Source organism: Eubacterium sulci ATCC 35585, assembly GCA_001189495.1.
In the GTDB taxonomy this organism is placed as follows: Bacteria; Bacillota; Clostridia; order Peptostreptococcales; family Anaerovoracaceae; genus Eubacterium_B; species Eubacterium_B sulci.
In genome coordinates, this window is the sequence record CP012068.1 from 865,363 (window position 1) to 884,913 (window position 19,551).

Below are 19,551 nucleotides of genomic sequence, written 5' to 3' on the forward strand. Positions count from 1 at the left end.
TAGGAGGACAGATGTCCAGAACATTTCATATAACAACATTTGGCTGTCAGATGAACGAGCATGACTCTGAGGTTATCGACGGTCTTCTAACAGAAAGAGGCTTTTCAAGCGTCAAAGAGCGAAAAGATGCCTCTATAGTAATTATAAATACATGTAGCGTCAGAGATAATGCTGATAAGCGCTTCTTTGGAACGCTAGGACAGCTTAAGAAACGAAAAGAAAGCGACCCTTCTTTTATCGTATGTGTCTGTGGATGCATGATGCAGCAGCAGAGGGTTGTCGATACTATAAAAGCTAAGTACCCCTGGGTAGATGTAATTTTTGGTACAAACAGCATTCACCATATTCCAGAGTTAATCGAAAAGGTTGCAATCGAGAAGGAGAAGGTTGTTGATATTATTGAAAACACAGAGGAAATAGTCGAGGGGCTCCCAGCTAAGAGACTATTTGATCACAAAGCACTAGTAAACATCATGTTTGGATGTAATAACTTCTGCACCTACTGCATAGTTCCATACACAAGGGGACGTGAAAAGAGCAGAGCGCCAGAGGCTATAGTAGCTGAGGTTAAAGGCCTAGTAGCAGATGGAGTTAAGGAAATTATGCTCCTTGGTCAAAATGTTAACTCATATGATGGTAATGGAACTAGCTTTGCTGAACTTCTCAAAATGCTAAACGATGTAGATGGGCTTGAGCGCATACGCTTTATGACATCAAACCCAAAAGACCTTTCAGATGAGCTTATTGAAGCTTTTGCAGTCTGTGATAAGCTTTGCCGTAACTTGCATCTGCCTATTCAGTCAGGAAGTAATAGAGTTCTTAAGCGAATGAACAGAAAGTATACCAGAGAAGATTATCTTAAGCTCATAGAAAAGCTTAGAAAGACAGTTCCTGATATTACGCTTTCTACAGATATAATAGTAGGTTTTCCTGGAGAGACAAACGAAGACTTTGAGGAAACTTTAAGCATTGTCAAAGAAGTTGAGTACGATTCAGCATTCACCTTTATTTATTCTATAAGAAAGGGAACCCCTGCAGAGAAGTTTGAGGATCAGATTGAGGAAAGCGAAAAGCATAGGAGATTTGACCTTCTTGTAAATGCTGTAAACGAAATAAGCGAGAAGAAGAACAAAGCTTATCAGGATAGGGTAGAAAAAGTTCTAGTAGATGGCGTAAGTAAGAATGATAAGTCAACGCTTACAGGAAGAACGGATGGATTTAAGCTAGTGAACTTTGCTGGTAAGAAGGAACTGATAGGAAGCATAGTTGATGTTAAGATTACGGATGCCAAGACCTTCAGTCTCTTTGGCGAAGTTATAGAATAGTAAATGGAGAAAAAGATGAAGATAAATCAAAACCAGTTAAATTCAGCGATTCTGCTAGTTGCACTTGTCGTAGTACTTAACCTTTTGCAAGGACACGACACATTCAGCATTGATATGATTATAACAAAGCTATATATGCTTCCTGGAATAATCATAGGACTTACGCTACATGAGTTTTCTCATGCAATGGTATCATATAAGCTTGGCGATCCAACTCCAAAGGAACAGGGAAGAGTAACTGTAAATCCACTTAAGCATATTGATCCAATTGGATTCGTAGCACTTATCATGGCAGGATTTGGATGGGGAGTGCCAGTACAGATAAATCCTAACTACTATAAGAACAGAAGATTAGGTGAGGCACTTGTAGCGGTTGCAGGTGTAACTATGAATCTAATAATTGCATTTGTATTTGCACTTATACTTAAGCTTATGTATTCAAGTGGAATTGCTGTAAGTACTAATGAGCCTTTACATGTAATAGCTATGATATTGCAGTATGGCATTTTAGTAAATATAATTCTCATGGTATTCAACTTGCTTCCAATTCCGCCACTAGATGGATTTAATTTTGTAACACAGATATTTAGACTTGATAAATACTCATGGTGGTATCAGTTCTACCGTCTTGGTACATTTATTTTGCTAGGACTAATTTTACTAAATGTACTTGATATAGTAATTAATCCACTAATATACGGATTGTTTAATGCAATAATGGGCATAGTGTAAATCGCAAAAGGCCTGTAATTTCAAAGCAAAATAAAATAGAAGAAAAATATTAGCACTCATCGTAAAAGAGTGCTAATATTTTTGTTGTTTTTTGAAATAAAGGGGTATATAATATAAGTAATGAAGATGAGAATCAAGGAGGTATAACCATGAATATAGAAAAATACACACAGAACGCGCAGGCTGCTATTGTTGAAGGACAGCGCATTGCAATCGAAAATGGTAATCCAAGTCTTGAGCCTGAGCATATAAATCTAGCTTTGCTACAGCAGAGCGATGGCCTAATCCCAAGGCTTCTAAAATACATGGAGATAGACGCTAATTCAGTTGAGAAAGCTGTTTCTGAGCTTGTTGATAAGCTACCAAAGGTTAGTGGAGGACAGATTTATGCCTCACAGCGTCTAAATTTACTACTAGCTGAAAGTGAAAAGGAAGCAGAGCGTTTTAAGGATGATTATGTAAGCGTCGAACACATATATCTTGCTCTTTTAAATGAAAGAAAGAGTCCATTTATTGAAGTATGTAAAAGATTTGGTATAAGTAAGGAGGGCTTCCTAGAGGCTTTGACCAAGGTCAGAGGGAATCAGCGAGTTACTAGCCAAAATCCTGAGGACAATTATGAAGCTCTAGAGAAATATGGTCAGGATCTAGTTGAGCTAGCCAGAAAGGGTAAGCTTGATCCAGTAATCGGAAGAGATAGTGAGATTAGACATGCTATACAGATTCTATCTCGCCGTACTAAGAACAATCCTGTTTTGATAGGTGAGCCTGGTGTTGGTAAGACCGCAGTTGTCGAGGGACTTGCACAGAGAATCCTTAAGGGAGATGTTCCAGAAGGTCTAAAAGACAAGACAATATTTGCACTTGATATGGGTGCGCTTATTGCCGGTGCTAAGTTTAGAGGTGAATTTGAGGAAAGACTCAAGGCAGTTCTAAACGAGGTAGAAAAATCAGAAGGAAGAATCATCCTATTTATAGACGAGATTCATACAATTGTTGGCGCAGGAAAAACTGAAGGCTCTATGGATGCCGGAAATCTTCTAAAGCCAAAGCTTGCAAGAGGCGAGCTTCACTGCATAGGTGCTACTACTTTGACAGAGTACAGAAAGTACATAGAAAAGGATGCTGCTCTTGAGAGAAGATTCCAAAAAGTTATGGTTGATCAGCCAGATATCAATGATACCATCTCTATTTTGAGAGGACTTAAGGAACGCTTTGAAATTCACCACGGCGTTAGAATTACAGACAATGCTCTTATTGCTTGTGCAACGCTATCAGATAGGTATATCACAGATAGATTCTTGCCAGATAAGGCGATAGATTTGATGGATGAGGCTGCTTCACGTATCAGAACGGAAATTGATAGCATGCCATCAGAACTTGATCAGATTTCGAGAAAGATAATGCAGCTTCAGATTGAAAAGCAGGCGCTTCTAAAGGAAACTGATAAGGCATCAAAGGCAAGACTTGAGGCATTAGAAAAAGAATTAAGTGAGCTCAACAGTGAAAGTGCAACACTTAGAACTCAGTGGGAGACTGAGAAGAAGAAAATCACTGATTCTAAGCAAACAAAGCAGGATATCGAGGAATTGAAGCACCGCATAGAGGAAGCTGAGCGAGCATATGATCTTGAGACACTTGCAAAGCTGAAATACGGCGAACTTCCAGCACTCGAGAAGAAGCTGGAGGAGGAAAAGCAGGCTCTTGCAGATAAGAGTGAGGATAGACTCCTAAAGGAAGAGGTCGACGTTGAGGAAATAGCAGAAGTCGTATCACAGTGGACAGGAATTCCTGTATCAAAGCTAGTTGAAAGCGAAAGAGAAAAACTTCTAAAGCTTCCTGAAATACTTCACAAGAGAGTTATAGGTCAGGATGAAGCAGTAGTTGCAGTTTCTGATGCTATACTAAGAGCACGTGCTGGTCTTAAGGATGAAAATAGACCTATAGGTTCATTTATCTTTATGGGTCCTACAGGTGTTGGTAAGACTGAGCTTGCAAAGGCACTTTCAGAAGCCCTCTTTGATACCGAAAAAAATATGATAAGAATTGATATGTCTGAGTACATGGAAAAACACAGCGTTTCTAGACTTGTCGGAGCGCCTCCAGGATATGTAGGATATGATGAAGGCGGACAGCTAACTGAAGCAGTTAGAAGAAGACCTTACAGCGTAATACTCTTTGATGAGATAGAAAAAGCGCATCCAGACGTATTTAACATCTTGCTTCAGCTTCTAGATGACGGAAGATTGACTGATAATCAGGGAAGAACTGTAGACTTCAAGAATACAATCATCATCCTTACATCAAATATCGGTAGCCGTGAGCTCATTGATAGAATAGAGGAAGGTGGTCAGATTTCTGAGGAAGTAAAGGAAGAAGTTATAAGCAAGCTTCATAGCTTCTTCAGACCTGAGTTTATCAACAGAATCGATGATACAATCGTATTCACTCCACTAAATAAGGATCAGATTGGAAGAATCATAGAAATTGCTCTTGGATCTATTCAGAAGAGGCTTTCAGAGAGAAATATCAAGCTTGTTCTAAGCGAAGCAGGTAAGGACTATATCTGTGACAATGCATACAGTCCTGAGTTTGGTGCAAGACCTGTAAAGAGATTCATGCAAAAGTATGTTGAGACTAAGCTTGCAGAAGCACTTATTAAGGGTGAAATCGCTGATGGAAACACAGTTGAGATTACATCAAATGGTGAAGGCATTGAGCTTGAAATCAAATAACTAAACAGCGAAAGCTGGTTATACCCTCTAATGATATGTACCCCTTTTACTGGACAAAACCAGTGAAAGGGGTTTTTGTATGAAATACAATTATGCTTTTAAACTTAATGCTGTAGAACTATATCGCTCTGGTCAGTGGATTGAAACACCAGAAGGTATAAGCCAAAAAAATTTTAGAAAAAGAATTGTACAATGGTCAAGAATTGCAGATATATATGGTCTTGATTCTCTTCGGCATCCAACTACATGTAAAGAACGTTCGGCTGAATGTAGATATCAGTTAGTAGCTCGTGTACTTGCTGGTGAATCACAAAAATCTGTTGCTATTAGTGCAGGAATTGAGGGTGGATTATTGTCTAAATGGGTTCAGACATATAAAATTAAAGGGTATGAAGGATTAAATCTCAAAAAAGGCAGAAAAAGTAAGAAGGAAGCAAACATGAGCAAGAAATCCAAACCCACTGATTTAACCCCATCAGAACGTGAAGAATTAATTCGTCTTAGAGCAGAAACTGAATACTTAAAAACGGAGAATGAAGCAATAAAAAAATTAATCGCCTTGAGACACGAAAGATGGGCTGCGGAACTCAAGGCGAAAAAGCAGCAATCATCAAAGAACTCCGAGAAAAAGGATACCAATTAAAATATCTCTTAAAAGCTATTGGCCTGTCTAAATCAACTTATTATTTCGAGATTAACAAATCAGATGTAGTTGCTGATCGCAATGAAGAATTACTGATTGTTATTAGAGAAATATTTGAAGAAAACAAGCATAGATATGGTGTTCGTAGAATTTATCATGAATTACTAAATCGTGGATATCATGTAAATCATAAGCGAGTTCAACGCCTTATGCATGAAGCAGGATTAGCTGGTAAGCGTCCAAAGGAAAAATATCATTCTTATAAAGGCGAAGTAGGTAAGATTGCTGATAATGTAATAAATAGGGATTTCAGTACAACAGCACCATTGCAGAAATGGACAACAGATATATCTCAGTTTAACTTTTCATGGGGGAAATGTTACATATCGCCTGTATTGGATATGAATACAAATGAAATTATCTCATATGATTTGTCCAAAAGCCCTAATCTTGAGCAGATAGAAAGAATGCTTGATAAAGCTTTTGATAAGTTTCCTTCTGTTGAAGGCTTAGTATTTCATTCGGATCAAGGTTGGCAGTATATGCATGCCCATTTTAGAAATACCTTACAGAAACACGGTATTGTACAGTCTATGTCGCGAAAAGGTAATTGTTATGATAACTGTATAATGGAAACCTTCTTCGGAAGACTAAAGAATGAGATGTATTATGGCTATGAGAAAGATTATTCCTCCTTCGAAGAGTTTTCAAAAGCTATTGATGAATATATAGATTATTATAATAACAAAAGAATCCAAGCAAAAACAAAATGGATGCCACCTGTAAAGTACAGGATCGCATCCATGTGTTCAGCTTAATTCGCTAATGAATGTGTCCAGGATTCTGGGTACATATCACTAAACCATAGGAGTTTAGGGGTATTTCATTTAAAATACAACTTCAAATTCGGATCCACTTGACTAAAAATCAAAATACTATTAAAATACAAACAGTGAAATTTCAACGGTTTGGAGATATCGCAACCGCCAGTTGACAAATTGCCAAACGAACTTTATAGCTTGCAACTTATTTTTTTCATAGAATACAGTTGTTCGAACAAGAAAACCAGATACGCAATTTTCATAGGAGGAATAAGATGATATTAGCAGATAAGATTATTGAAGAAAGAAAGCGAATCGGACTAAGTCAAGAGGAACTTGCCGAGAAGCTGAATGTTTCTAGACAGTCTGTATCAAAATGGGAGGGCGCACAGTCAATCCCAGATATAAATAGAATAATAATGCTTGCAGAAATCTTTGGGGTAACAACAGATTACCTATTAAAGGATGATGCCATGCGTGATTCAGGTGATTCTGTTAAAGAAAGTGCAGAGCATCCAAGAAATGCAAGGAAGCTTAGCCTTGAGGAGGCTTCAGAATTCTTGAGGCTACGTAAAAGCTACGCACCCAAATTTGCTCTTGGAGTAATGCTGTGTATTTGGTCTCCTATAGCTATAATTATGCTTGGAGGCTTGTACGAGGAAAAGACAATTAAGATATCAGAAAATGCCGTAGGTGGCATAGGAGTAAGCGTACTTATTTTGATGATTGCTGCAGCTGTAGCACTATTTATAAATTCAAGTAGCAAGCTCGATAAATTTAAATTTCTTGAGAATGAAGAGATTGAAACAGCCTATGGTGTTGATGGAATGGTAAAAGAAAAGAAAGAAGCTTATGCATCAAGCCATACTTCATTTCTTATAGCTGGAGTTGTTTTATGCATTTTGTCGATTATGCCAATGTTTATAGCGCTTTGCTTTACAGAAAGAGATGTAGTCATGATCGCAATGGTTGCACTTCTACTTTTTATAGTGGGTATAGCTGTAAATATGATTGTACGTACTATCCTAATCAAAGATAGCTATGATATGCTACTTCAAAACAATGATTATTCTATAAGGAAAAAGAGAAGTCGCGACAGATTAGGTGTCTTTGAACAAATCTACTGGCTAGTGATTACCGCTATATACTTCATTGTATCTTTCTTTACAAATGCATGGGGAATAACATGGATAATCTGGGTAATTGGAGGTATTTTAGCAGGAATCATAAAGCTTATTTTTGAAAATGAAAGTAAATAAGTAATAGTTAATTAAAAGAAAAAATCCCGTATGGCAATGTGCAGAAAGCATTTGATAGATACGGGATTTATTTTTCGTATATATTTAGATTTATGTTTGCAATAGCTCGCTTAATAGTATTACTCATATGAAGCTTCATAGCTCTTGCGCCACTTGTTACATCCTTTTTTAGATAGGCACTATAGATTCTGCGTCTTTCCTCAAGTGTCTTGTCTAAAAACTTTGGAGCAAAGTAGTTAGGAGGGCAGGAGTATTTACAGTAATTAAAGTATGTTGTCAGAGTCTTATCAAGCATTCTGTCATGCGATGTCTTGTAAATATGTCTGTGGAAGGCTGAATTTGCATACATCATCATGTGAATATCATTCTTCTTTGTATAAAACTCCATATAGCGGAATATATCGTCAAATTGCTCCATCTCATCATCTGTGATGCGCTCTATACTCCAGCTGACAGCTCTAACTTCAAGGTCTGCGCGTATATTAAGCATATCGATTAATTCATCATAGCTAAAACCACGCACATATTCGCCTCTCTTAGGTATGTACTCCAAAAGCCCATCCATCTCAAGGCGCCTAAAAGCCTCTCTAACAGGAGTTCTGCTAGCTCCATACATAGAGCAAACCTTGGTCTCTGTGAGCCAAGAATCACGAGCTAGTTTACCGGTCAGGATATCCCTCAGAAGCTCCTCATAAATCCTATCAGTAAGTGGAAGTTCTTTATTTGTTTCTTTTCTTAGTTGCTGTATAATATCCATGTGTGAATTATACTTTTTTCGAGTATATATTGTCAAGAAAGGAAAGTTATGGATAGGAAAACTGTTAACAGCATTTTAGATAGATTAGAGGAAGCATATCCAGATGCGGACTGTGCGCTCAATCATAATAATGTTTTTGAGCTTATTGTTGCTGTGGCATTATCTGCGCAGACAACAGATAAGAGCGTGAATAAGGTTACACCTGAGCTTTTTGAGGCCTACCCAGATGCCAAGTCTCTGGCAAAGGCAGATCAAGCTGATGTAGAAGAGTATCTTAAGAAGATAGGAATGTATCGCACAAAATCAAAGAATATAATCAATATGGCAAAATCTTTAGTTGCTGAGCACGATGGTATTGTTCCGCAAGATTTTGATGCGCTAACAAAGCTTTCTGGAGTTGGAAGAAAGACTGCAAATGTAGTCCTTTCAGTTGGTTTTGGCGAGCCACATATTGCAGTAGATACTCATGTTTTCAGGGTTGCAAACCGTATAGGTATCTGTAAAGAAAAGAACGAGCTAGCAACTGAGAAGGCGCTGATGAAGAAGATTCCAAAGGATAGGTGGTCAAAGGCTCATCATCTTTTGATTTTCCATGGAAGACAGTGCTGTAGTGCTAGAAAGCCAAACTGCGAAGAATGTCCTATAGAGTCAATGTGCAAGAAGAGAATATAAGATGAAAGATACCAAAAAATGGAACTGGGAGAGCATGCCAGTTATTGAAACTGCAAGACTTATCTTAGATGAAATCAAATACTCTGACCTTGATATATATAACGAGATTATCTTTGATAAAGATAGAAACGTATATTGGGGATACGATGATATGCTCAGCATAGACGGGGAACCTGAATACGATAGTTTTTATAAGGTTGCTCGCATGGATTTTGATGCGCATGAGGCTATCAATTTTGCCGTTAGAAAAGATGGTAAGATGATAGGAGAAGCCGTTCTCTTTGATTTTAGAAAAGAAGGGGATATCGATATTGCTGAACTTGGATGCAGGGTTTTGCGAAGTGAATCTGGCTATGGGTATGGAGCCGAGGCTTTTTATGGTGTTCTTCACTGGGCACTTGAGAGCGGACTTGTATCAAAGGTCGTAGCTAAATGCTTTCACGAAAATACGCCATCATACTTTATGTTAAGTAGAGAAATGAAGCAGATAGGCGAGGATAAAACATTTAAATACTTTGAACTACAAAAATGAGCAAACCCCTCAGGTGATATAATCACCCAAGGGGTTTGCTTTCTAAAGGTCATTTGTCTTGTTAGCATGTTAATTATAGTATTCTGGCCTTATTAAAATTCTTATTTTAGGCTCTTTTACCGCAGCAGTTCTTGTACTTCTTACCACTACCACATGGACATGGTTCATTTCTGCCTGGCTTCTTCTCTACATGTACTGTTCTTGAACGTCTATATTCGTTGTAGATTTCTATTCTTCTCTCTTCGCTGAGAACATCGTTCCATTCCTCAAGTCCCCAGAGATAATCGGCATCAGCCTTATGCATATTAAAATACAGCTTTTCAAAGTCAATGTCAAGGTCTATCTCACTATCTAGTGTAATTTTAGTTACATCTAACTCATTTTTTAGGCTAGTTGTAACTCCATCAAGAAAGCCAGTGAAGATAACTTTATCACATTCGAACTTCTCTGCAAGATCTGAAACCTTACCCTTAAGATGCTCATTATGGTTTGAAAGGATGTAAGCATAAATTCTTGCTTCTGCCTCTGAATACTCCTTCCAAAACTCGTCAATTGTCTCCTTAGTCTGTCCGTTGAGAAGCTTGTCCCAATCTTTGTATAAACTCATTCTGATTCCTCCATCAAATAATTATCATTTATTATACTGTCTTTGCAATTGCAATTACATCGCCTACAACTGCGCTTCCTGTAGGGAAGGCGCCAGCGCCTGCACCGTAGAACATAAGCTCGCCAACTGCATCACCTGTAACGTAAATTGCGTTATACTCTCTTGAAACTGAAGCAAGTGGGTGACTGTTAGGCATTAGAACTGGCTTAACACTGTACTCGACCTGATCTCCAGAAAGTTTAGCAGATGCGATTAGCTTAATCTTGCTATCCTTTGCTTCTGCGTCTTCAATATCCTTCATTGTAATCTTGCTGATTCCAGTCGTTGGAATATCACCTGGCTTAACATACTTGTCAAAGCATAGAGTCATCAAAATGGAAAGCTTGTTTGCGGCATCAATGCCTTCAACGTCAGCAGTAGGATCAGCTTCAGCAAATCCCTTAATCTGTGCATCCTTAAGAGCATCCTTATATTCCATTCCATCAGCCTGCATGCAGCTTAGGATATAATTTGTTGTTCCGTTTACAATTCCCATAACTTCTAGGAATTCATTTCCGCTCAAAGCTTCCTGAATTGCAGTAAGGGCAGGTATTCCTCCTCCTACGCTAGCTTCAAATCTAAAGCTTACATTGTTTGCCTTAGCTGTTTCTGTTAGCTCCTTGTAGTTTGCAGCAACAGCAGCCTTGTTAGGTGTTACAACATGCTTGCCAGCCTTCATAGCCTTTAGCATATATTCGGTTGCTGGTTCAATTCCACCAATGGCTTCAACGACTATATCTATATTATCGTTAGTTAAAACATCATCTACATTTGCAGTAGCTATCTCTGCAGGAAGGCCCTTTGACAAAGCTTTCTCTGTATTTCTTGCGAAAACCTTAGCTACTTCTATTTCACAACCGCTGCGCTTTGAAATTAGCTCAGCGTTTTTCTTCAATATATCAAAAGTTCCTCCGGCAACAGTACCGAAACCTAAGAGTCCAATCTTTACCTTCTTCATAATCTGCCTCCTTAATTTATTAGAAAATATTATAAACGAAAATTTTCGTTTTGTCTTTGATTAAATTAAAATAATTAGCTCTTTCCATCTTGTTTTCTACAGTAAAAAGTTTAATATATATTTATAAGCTAAGGAGGAACGCTAGATGAAAAACAGTATGAAGATTATAGATCTACATTGCGATACACTTTTGGAATGTTGGAAACACAAGGAGCAAGGACTAAAAGATGGTCCTACTGCAATAAATATAGAAAAGCTTAGAGAAGGCGGAAGCCTTGCTCAGTGCTTTGCCATGTATCTTCCATGGAAGAGCATGAACATAGGACCATATGAGATACTTAAGGGTGTCTATGAGACATATAAAGAGCAGATGGAACTAAATAAAGATGCTATAAGACCAGCCCTATGTGTTTCAGATATAGAGCAAAATGCTGCAGATGGAATGCTTTCATCCATATTGACCATAGAGGATGGGGCATTTTTAGAGAACAAAATTGAGAGGCTTGATGAAGCCTATGAGATGGGCGTTAGAATGATAGGACTCATTTGGAATCACGAAAACTGCTTGGCATACCCAAATAATAGAGACGCAGTGGCTCACGAGAGAGGACTCAAGGTCTTTGGTATGGATGTTATTGAGAGAATGAACGAGCTTGGCATTGTAATAGATTGCTCGCACCTAAACGAGGGTGGATTCTTTGATGTAGCAAAGCTTAGCAAAAAGCCGTTTATGGCTTCGCACTCATGTGCAAGGGCTCTATGCGACCATCCTAGAAATCTCAGCGATGAGCAGCTTCACATGCTTGGAGAAAAGGGCGGTGTAGTTGGAATTAACTTCTACGGAGCATTTTTGAATAAAAGTGGAGATGCAGCAAGCTTTGATAGAATAATAGATCATCTAAAGTACATGAAGGATAAAGCAGGTATCGATGCAATTGCTTTAGGTTCTGACTTTGATGGAATAGATGATAATGGAGAACTTGTTGATTTCACTGGCTATGTGCCTTTGATGGACAAAATGAGCAAGCATTTTAGCGATGACGAAATTGAGAAAATCAGTCATTTAAATGCTATGAGAGTATTTAGGGAGAATATAGGCAGATAATGGCATTACATATAGTTTTTGTTGAACCAGAGATACCACCAAATACCGGAAATATAGCAAGGACATGTGCAGCAACTAATACAAAGCTTCATCTTGTGAAGCCGCTTGGATTTGATATAAGTGAGAAGGCTGTTAAGAGGGCAGGTCTAGATTACTGGCCTTATGTGGACCTTGAGATTCACGAGTCACTAGATGATTTCATGGAGAAATATAAGGATAAGCGCAAATTTCTTGCAACGACTAAAGGTGGGCGCATATATACAGATTTTGAATATATGGACGACGATATGTTTTTGTTCGGAAGGGAAACAAAGGGGCTTCCTCGTGATTTCATAGCCAAAAACGAAGAAATGGCTATAAGAATTCCTATGAGTGAAAACACTAGGTTAAGGTCATTTAATCTATCAAATTCTGCCAATATTATTTTGTTTGAGGCCTTGCGTCAACTAGGTTTTCCTGAGCTTAAATAATTTGCTATAGTTTTTTCAATATGGTATAATAATTGCATAATATTGTTGAATTGCTGGAGATTTTGCTTTGAAGATAGGATACGAACTGACAATTGAACAGACCCAAAAGCTGTCGATGACACCAGAGCTTATTCAGGCGATACAGATTTTGCAATACAATAATCAGGAACTTAATGAATATATAGACAAGGAGCTTCTTGAGAATCCGATACTTGAGTCGGAATATCACAAGGAGTCCGATACAGAGATAGATATAGACAGCCTGAGAGATCAGTTAATTCAGGCAGACGAGAATGTAGAAGCGTATAAGCAGTGGGAAAGTCATAGCACAAGCGATGAGTACTCATACGAGAATTTTGTTGCTTTTAACTATACCTTGACGGAATTTCTGATAGAGCAATTACATTTTTCGAGTCTTAAGGGTCAGGATGCCGAGATAGGTCGTTACATAATTGAGAATATCGATGATAACGGCTATCTTTCTATGTCATTAGAAGAGATTTGCAGTGTTTTAGATGTTGATCTAGATAGCTGCGAAAGAGTTTTAGATCTTATTCATACCTTTGAACCTTCAGGAGTAGGAGCAAGAGACTTAAACGAATGCCTCATCATTCAGCTTGCATCTTTAGGAGAGCTAACCGATGAGATTGAATTTATCATATCAAATAGACTTAAGGACTTAGCTGATAATAAATATGCCCTTATTTCTAAAGAAGTAGGCATAAGTCTTACAGAGGTTCAGGGAATAGCTGATTTGATAAAGACGCTTGAGCCTAAACCAGGCAGAGGCTTTGATTCTGACAATAGCATCAAGTACATACTTCCGGATATATACGTGGAAGAAACAAATGGTGAGTATATAGTAAGCGCCAATGATGGAAGTACTCCAAGTTTACATATTAGCTCATACTATAATTCACTTACAGAAGAGGCAAAGTCCGACAAGGAGCTTTCTAACTATCTAAATAATAGATTTAATTCTGCGATGTGGCTTATGAAGAGCATTGAGCAGAGGAAGAAGACTATTTATAATGTTGCCAGCGCAATAGTTCAGTTTCAGAATGACTTCTTTGCTAAAGGAGAGAGGTTCCTTAAGCCTTTGACACTCAAGCAAATTGCTGAAACTGTCGGAGTTCATGAGTCAACTGTGAGTCGTGCAATAAATGGCAAATATATGCAATGCCCTAGAGGAGTTTTTGAGCTTAAGTATTTCTTTACAGGCGGAATCCTTAATGAAGATGGTAGCGGAGTTTCATCAAATAGCATTAAATCTATGATTAAGGAATTTGTAGACGCTGAGGATGATAAGAAACCCTTAAGCGATTCTAAGATTTCAGAGATGCTTCACGAGAAGGGCATAGATATTTCAAGAAGAACAGTTGCAAAATATAGAGATGATATAGGCATACTGCCTTCGTCCAAAAGAAGACGTTTTTAGGTTTACACCTTTTAACATACAATATAGCTTTAATTAAGAAATAAAGAGACATGGAGGGTTATTATGTCAATTAAAGTTGGTATCAGTGGATACGGAAGAATCGGACGTCTTGTACTAAGAGCGTCACTAGAACATCCGGAGATCGAAATTGTAGGAATCAACTACAGAAGTGCAGAGGATATGGAATATCTCGCATATCTTCTGAAATACGATTCCACATTTGGAAGATTCCCTGCTGAGGTAGGATATTATGACGGAGGTATCATCATCGGAGGCAAGAAGATACCTGTTTATAAGGAATCCGATATCAAAAATATTCCATGGAGAGAATGCGGTGCAGAGTATGTTGTCGAGTCAACAGGTGCATACACAACTACCGAAAAGGCTCTAGGACATATAGAAGCTGGTGCCAAGAAGGTTGTTATCTCAGCTCCTGCAAAGGACAAGGATACTCCAACATTCGTTTGCGGAGTTAACACAGACAAGTACACAAAGGACATGCTAGTTGTTTCAAATGCATCTTGCACAACAAACTGTCTAGCTCCACTTTGCAAGGTTCTAGAAGATAAGTTCGGTATCGAAAAGGGTCTTATGTCAACAATCCACGCAGCTACATCCAAGCAGAAAACAGTTGATGGAAAGTCAACAAAGGATTGGCGTATAGGCAGAAGTGTATTCGGAAACATCATTCCTACATCAACAGGAGCAGCTAAGGCTGTTGGACTAGTTATTCCTGAAGTTGCAGGAAAACTTACTGGTCTTGCATTCCGTGTTCCTACAGCAGACGTATCTGTTGTTGACCTAAACGTTGTTCTTAAGACAGCTACAACCCTAGAAGAAGTAAAGGCGGCTGTTAAGGAGGCTTCAGAGACATACATGAAGGGCATCCTAGAGTACATGGATGACGAGTGCGTAACAAGCGATTTCATCGGTGATGCAAACACATCAATCTTTGATGCACGCCAGGGAATCCAGCTTGATGAAAAGTTCTTTAAGTTCCTAGCTTACTATGACAACGAATTCGGTTATTCCTCCAAGATTCTCAATTTGATAGAGCATATGAGCGCTGTCGACAATAAATAGATATGAAAAAGACAATAAGAGATATAGATTTAAAGGGCAAAAGAGTTCTAATCAGATGTGATTTCAACGTGCCTCTTGATAGCAATCAAAACATAACAGATGACACCAGAATAAGAGCTGCGCTTCCTACTCTAGAGTACATGCTTACGCAGGGTGCTAAGGTTGTTGTAATGTCTCACCTTGGTAGACCTAAGGGCAAGGCTGCTGCTGAATTCAGCCTAGCTCCAGTAGCTGTAAGACTTGCTGAGCTTTTAGGTAAGCAAGTTGAATTTGCAGACAGTGATGTCGTTGTAGACGATTCAGTTAAGGAAAAGGTAGCTGCACTAAAGGATGGAGATGTGCTACTTCTTCAGAACGTTAGATTCCGCAAAGAGGAGACAGACAATGAGCCTGGCTTTGCTAAGGAGCTAGCATCTCTAGGAGATGTATTTGTTCAGGAAGCTTTCGGTACTGCGCATAGAGCACATGCATCAACTGCTGGTGTTGCAGATTATCTTCCATGTGTTTCAGGATTCCTTATCGAGAAGGAAGTTAAGTTCCTAGGTTCAGCCTTACAGAATCCTCAGAGACCTTTCGTTGCCATTATGGGTGGCGCAAAGGTTGGAGATAAGATTAAGGTTATAGAAAATCTTCTAACAAAGGTTGATACTTTGATAATAGGAGGAGGAATGTCATATACATTCTACAAGGCAATGGGACTAGAAATTGGAAAATCTATACTAGATGCTGATAATATAGACCTAGCTAAAATGCTCCTTGAGAAGGCAACTTCCCTAAATGTAAAGCTCTTGCTACCTGTAGACATAGTATGTGCAGATGAGTTTAGCAACGACGCTAAGTACCAGACATATAGCAGAGATCAGATTCCAAGCGATATGATGGGGCTTGATATAGGCGAGGAAACAGTTAAACTTTATAGCGAGGAAATTGCAAAGGCAAAGACTGTTGTTTGGAATGGACCTATGGGCGTATTTGAGATGGAAAACTTTGCAAAGGGCACAAAGGCAATAGCAGAGGCACTTGCAAAATCAGATGCGACCACAATTATAGGCGGTGGTGATTCAGCTGCTGCGGTAGAGCAGTTTGGACTTGCAGACAAGATGAGTCATATTTCTACGGGCGGAGGAGCTTCGCTCGAGTTCTTGGAAGGTAAGATTCTTCCAGGCATAAGCATCATAGAGGAGAAATAAAATGATTAGGATACCTTTGATTGCAGGTAACTGGAAGATGTATAAAACCACAGCTGAGGCCAAGGCTTTTGCTGAGGAGTTTTCTAAGCTATACAAGGATACTGATGTTAGAGCAGCTATATGTGCTCCATTTACTCAGCTTGTAGCACTCAAAGAGGCATTTGCTGGAACAAATGTCAAGCTTGGCGCACAGAACGTTCACTTCGAGGATGAGGGAGCTTTCACAGGTGAGATTTCAGTAGAGATGCTTAAGGAAATTGGTGTTGACTACTGCATTATCGGACATTCAGAGAGAAGAGAATACTTTGCTGAGACAGATGAAACAGTTAATCTCAAGCTAAAGAAACTTTTTTCATCAAGTGAGATCATTCCTATTCTCTGCGTAGGCGAAAACCTAAGCGAAAGAGAGGCAGGAAATGCCTTTGATGTAGTTGAAGGACAGCTTAAGGCAGATCTAGAAGGAATCGATAAAGCAGATGTATCAAAGCTTGTAATTGCATACGAGCCAATCTGGGCCATAGGTACTGGAAAGACTGCTACACCAGAGCAGGCAGGAGAGATGTGTGCCCACATCAGAAACATCGTAGAGAAATTATATGATGAAGATACATGTGACAGTGTAATTATCCAGTATGGTGGTAGTGTTAAGCCAGAAAATGCAAGCGAAATAATGAATATGGACGAGATAGATGGCGCACTTGTAGGTGGAGCTAGTCTAGATGCATCAAAATTCATTAAAATTGTCAATTTCTAATGCAATTTACTTGATTTTGCACTCTTCTTATGGTAGAGTTTAATAGTTAAATTGCAAGGAGGATTAACTATGCATACAGCTTTGATGGTTATACTAGCTATTGTCAGTGTGTTTCTGATAATAAGTGTACTATTGCAGTCAGGAAATAGTGATGGATTGTCAGGATCTATCGCAGGTGGCGCAGAGCAGCTTTTCGGAAAGAAGAAGAGTTCAGGATATGACTTGCTTCTCAAGAGAATGACTGTTATTGCAGCGATTGCATTTATTGTGTTGTCGCTTGTACTAGTCACAGTTAATAAGTAGTTTATTATTTTCGCAAAATATGAGAGGTGCTAATTCGGTACCTCTCAAGTTGTTGTTTTGTGAGTAGGAGGTATTATTTATGATGAGCTATATCGCTCCCGTTGCAGCAGCATTTGGCCTACTAGTAGCTTTTGGCCTTGCTAGCTGGATCAAAAAAGAAGACGAGGGCACAGACAGAATGAGGGAAATTGCCAGCTACATCAGAGAAGGTGCGATGGCGTTCCTAACAAGAGAGTACAAGACAATGGTCTTCGTAGTCGCTGTTTTGTTCCTAGCACTTGGCTTTGGTCTAAATAGCTGGACAACAGCTATTCTTTACCTAGTTGGTGCGTGTCTATCAGTTTTAGCTGGATATTTCGGCATGAACGTTGCTACAAGAGGTAACGTAAGAACTGCTAACGCAGCTATGAATTCAGGTATGCCTAAGGCCCTAAAGATCGCTTTCCGAAGCGGTGCTGTTATGGGACTTTGCGTATCAGGTCTTGGACTACTAGGTCTTGGAATTGTTTTCTGTCTTCTAGACTTCGCAACAGTACAGCAGTGCTTGACAGGCTTTGGTCTAGGTGCTTCATCAATGGCTCTCTTCGGAAGAGTTGGTGGTGGTATCTACACAAAGGCTGCTGACGTAGGTGCTGACCTTGTAGGTAAGGTAGAAGCAGGCATCCCTGAGGACGATCCACGTAACCCTGCAGTTATCGCTGATAATGTAGGTGACAACGTAGGTGACGTTGCAGGAATGGGATCAGACCTATTTGAATCATATGTTGGTTCAATCATTTCAGCTATTACACTTGCAACAGTTGCAGCAGTTAATGCTCCATTCTCAGAGTTAGAAGCTGCTCTCTTCCCACTAATTCTATCAGCAATTGGTATAGTTGCTTCAATTCTAGGAATTTTGATGGTAAGAGGTGGAGACAATGTTAACCCAGCTAAGGCACTCAACATGGGTACTTATGTAAGTGGTATCATTGTAATCGTTTCTTCAATTCTACTAAGTAAGTACATGCTTCACACATATGACTATGCGTGGGCTATTATAGCAGGTCTACTCTGCGGTATCTTGATTGGTAAGCTTACTGAGATTTATACTTCAGCAGACTATGGCTTTGTAAAGAAGATTGCAGATCAGTCACAGACAGGTGCTGCAACAACAATCATTTCAGGTCTTGGTGTTGGTATGATGTCAACTCTAATGCCAATCATCTTCATCGCAATAGGCATCTTCGTAGCCTTCAAGTTCGGTGGAGTATACGGAATCGCGCTTTCAGCAGTAGGTATGCTTTCAACAACAGGTATGACAGTTGCAGTTGACGCTTATGGTCCTGTATCTGACAATGCTGGTGGTATTGCAGAGATGTCAGAGCTTCCACACGAAGTAAGAGACATCACAGATACACTTGACTCAGTAGGAAACACAACAGCTGCTATCGGTAAGGGATTTGCTATCGGTTCTGCTGCACTTACAGCTCTTGCTCTATTCGTAGCATATGCTGAGGTTGCTAAGATCGAGATCGTAAGCTTGCTAGATCCAATCGTAATTATCGGACTATTCATAGGAGCTATGCTTCCATTTATCTTCTCAGCTATGACAATGAACTCAGTAGGTAAGGCAGCTAACCAGATGATCGAAGAGGTTAGACGTCAGTTCAGAGAAGATAAGGGAATCATGGAAGGAACTTCTAAGCCAGACTATGCAAGATGCGTAAGCATTTCAACAAGTGCCGCTCTTAGGGAAATGGTAATCCCAGCTGTTATGGCTATCATAGTTCCACTACTAGTTGGATTCATCCTAGGTAAGGAAGCTCTAGCAGGTGCTCTTGCTGGTGCGCTTTCATCAGGTGTACTACTTGCTATCATGATGGCAAACGCTGGTGGTGCTTGGGATAACGCTAAGAAGTATATTGAAGCAGGTCACTTCGGTGGCAAGGGTTCAGAGCCACATAAGGCTGCAGTTGTTGGTGACACAGTAGGTGATCCATTCAAGGATACATCAGGACCATCAATCAACATCCTTATCAAGCTTATGACAATTGTATCACTTGTATTTGCTCCACTATTCGGAAGCGGAATCCTATAAGATAAAGTAAATAAGCAAAATAAACTCCTCTTCACATAAGTGAAGGGGAGT

The 19,551-nt window shown here is 39.2% G+C and carries 18 protein-coding genes and 1 pseudogene; 16 read left to right on the forward strand and 3 right to left on the reverse strand.

The window, feature by feature from the left end; translation table 11 throughout:
- Positions 1-11 precede the first annotated feature (11 nt).
- From ADJ67_04030 to ADJ67_04055, 6 genes are all read left to right on the forward strand, one after another.
- Complete coding sequence (locus ADJ67_04030; protein ID AKT46903.1) at positions 12-1,325, forward strand: (dimethylallyl)adenosine tRNA methylthiotransferase; 1,314 nt, start codon at positions 12-14, stop codon at positions 1,323-1,325.
- A 114-nt stretch (positions 1,326-1,439) separates the two neighbouring features.
- Positions 1,440-2,057 carry a hypothetical protein gene (locus ADJ67_04035; protein AKT47666.1) on the forward strand — a complete coding sequence of 206 codons (618 nt, stop codon included), beginning with the start codon at positions 1,440-1,442 and terminating at the stop codon, positions 2,055-2,057.
- A gap of 149 nt (positions 2,058-2,206) precedes the next feature.
- Positions 2,207-4,792, forward strand: a complete 2,586-nt coding sequence (locus ADJ67_04040; GenBank protein AKT46904.1) for a protein disaggregation chaperone — start codon at positions 2,207-2,209, stop codon at positions 4,790-4,792.
- A 79-nt stretch (positions 4,793-4,871) separates the two neighbouring features.
- Positions 4,872-5,435: a transposase gene (locus tag ADJ67_04045; GenBank protein AKT46905.1), complete on the forward strand. Its 564-nt coding sequence runs from the start codon at positions 4,872-4,874 to the stop codon at positions 5,433-5,435.
- Between the two features lie 23 nt (positions 5,436-5,458).
- Positions 5,459-6,253, forward strand: coding sequence for a transposase (locus tag ADJ67_04050; GenBank protein AKT47667.1), 795 nt, complete (start codon positions 5,459-5,461; stop codon positions 6,251-6,253).
- A 278-nt stretch (positions 6,254-6,531) separates the two neighbouring features.
- Complete coding sequence (locus ADJ67_04055) at positions 6,532-7,515, forward strand: hypothetical protein (GenBank protein ID AKT46906.1); 984 nt, start codon at positions 6,532-6,534, stop codon at positions 7,513-7,515.
- 67 nt (positions 7,516-7,582) lie between these two features.
- On the opposite strand, the gene ADJ67_04060 is transcribed toward ADJ67_04055, so the two are convergent.
- Entirely contained in the window at positions 7,583-8,272 is a 690-nt protein-coding gene (locus tag ADJ67_04060; GenBank protein ID AKT46907.1) for a hypothetical protein, read from the reverse strand.
- Between the two features lie 48 nt (positions 8,273-8,320).
- Here ADJ67_04060 and ADJ67_04065 point away from each other — a divergent pair, with 48 nt between their 5' ends.
- Both ADJ67_04065 and ADJ67_04070 read left to right on the forward strand, forming a co-directional pair.
- Entirely contained in the window at positions 8,321-8,944 is a 624-nt protein-coding gene (locus ADJ67_04065; GenBank protein ID AKT46908.1) for an endonuclease III, read from the forward strand.
- A 19-nt stretch (positions 8,945-8,963) separates the two neighbouring features.
- Positions 8,964-9,476, forward strand: a pseudogene (locus ADJ67_04070) (hypothetical protein).
- 106 nt (positions 9,477-9,582) lie between these two features.
- Here ADJ67_04070 and ADJ67_04075 read toward each other — a convergent pair.
- Together ADJ67_04075 and ADJ67_04080 are read right to left on the reverse strand one after the other, a co-directional pair.
- A complete protein-coding gene (locus ADJ67_04075; protein AKT46909.1) occupies positions 9,583-10,083 on the reverse strand; it encodes a hypothetical protein in 501 nt (166 codons plus the stop codon).
- Positions 10,084-10,114: 31 nt separating this feature from the next.
- Positions 10,115-11,080: a homoserine dehydrogenase gene (locus ADJ67_04080; protein AKT46910.1), complete on the reverse strand. Its 966-nt coding sequence runs from the start codon at positions 11,078-11,080 to the stop codon at positions 10,115-10,117.
- Between the two features lie 157 nt (positions 11,081-11,237).
- Here ADJ67_04080 and ADJ67_04085 point away from each other — a divergent pair, with 157 nt between their 5' ends.
- From ADJ67_04085 to ADJ67_04120, 8 genes are all read left to right on the forward strand, one after another.
- On the forward strand, positions 11,238-12,185 hold the full coding sequence (locus ADJ67_04085) for a hypothetical protein (GenBank protein ID AKT47668.1): 948 nt from the start codon (positions 11,238-11,240) through the stop codon (positions 12,183-12,185).
- Positions 12,185-12,655, forward strand: coding sequence for a tRNA methyltransferase (locus ADJ67_04090; protein AKT46911.1), 471 nt, complete (start codon positions 12,185-12,187; stop codon positions 12,653-12,655). The genes ADJ67_04085 and ADJ67_04090 overlap by 1 nt, the downstream gene beginning before the upstream one ends.
- A 67-nt stretch (positions 12,656-12,722) precedes the next feature.
- Positions 12,723-14,093, forward strand: coding sequence for a hypothetical protein (locus tag ADJ67_04095; protein AKT46912.1), 1,371 nt, complete (start codon positions 12,723-12,725; stop codon positions 14,091-14,093).
- Positions 14,094-14,156: 63 nt separating this feature from the next.
- Positions 14,157-15,176, forward strand: coding sequence for a glyceraldehyde-3-phosphate dehydrogenase (locus ADJ67_04100; GenBank protein ID AKT46913.1), 1,020 nt, complete (start codon positions 14,157-14,159; stop codon positions 15,174-15,176).
- 2 nt (positions 15,177-15,178) lie between these two features.
- Entirely contained in the window at positions 15,179-16,366 is a 1,188-nt protein-coding gene (gene pgk, locus ADJ67_04105; protein AKT46914.1) for a phosphoglycerate kinase, read from the forward strand.
- Positions 16,367-16,370: 4 nt separating this feature from the next.
- Positions 16,371-17,120: a triosephosphate isomerase gene (gene tpiA, locus ADJ67_04110; GenBank protein AKT47669.1), complete on the forward strand. Its 750-nt coding sequence runs from the start codon at positions 16,371-16,373 to the stop codon at positions 17,118-17,120.
- Positions 17,121-17,189: 69 nt separating this feature from the next.
- Positions 17,190-17,423 carry a preprotein translocase subunit SecG gene (locus tag ADJ67_04115; protein AKT46915.1) on the forward strand — a complete coding sequence of 78 codons (234 nt, stop codon included), beginning with the start codon at positions 17,190-17,192 and terminating at the stop codon, positions 17,421-17,423.
- Between the two features lie 79 nt (positions 17,424-17,502).
- Entirely contained in the window at positions 17,503-19,500 is a 1,998-nt protein-coding gene (locus tag ADJ67_04120; protein AKT46916.1) for a potassium transporter, read from the forward strand.
- Positions 19,501-19,551: the final 51 nt, after the last annotated feature.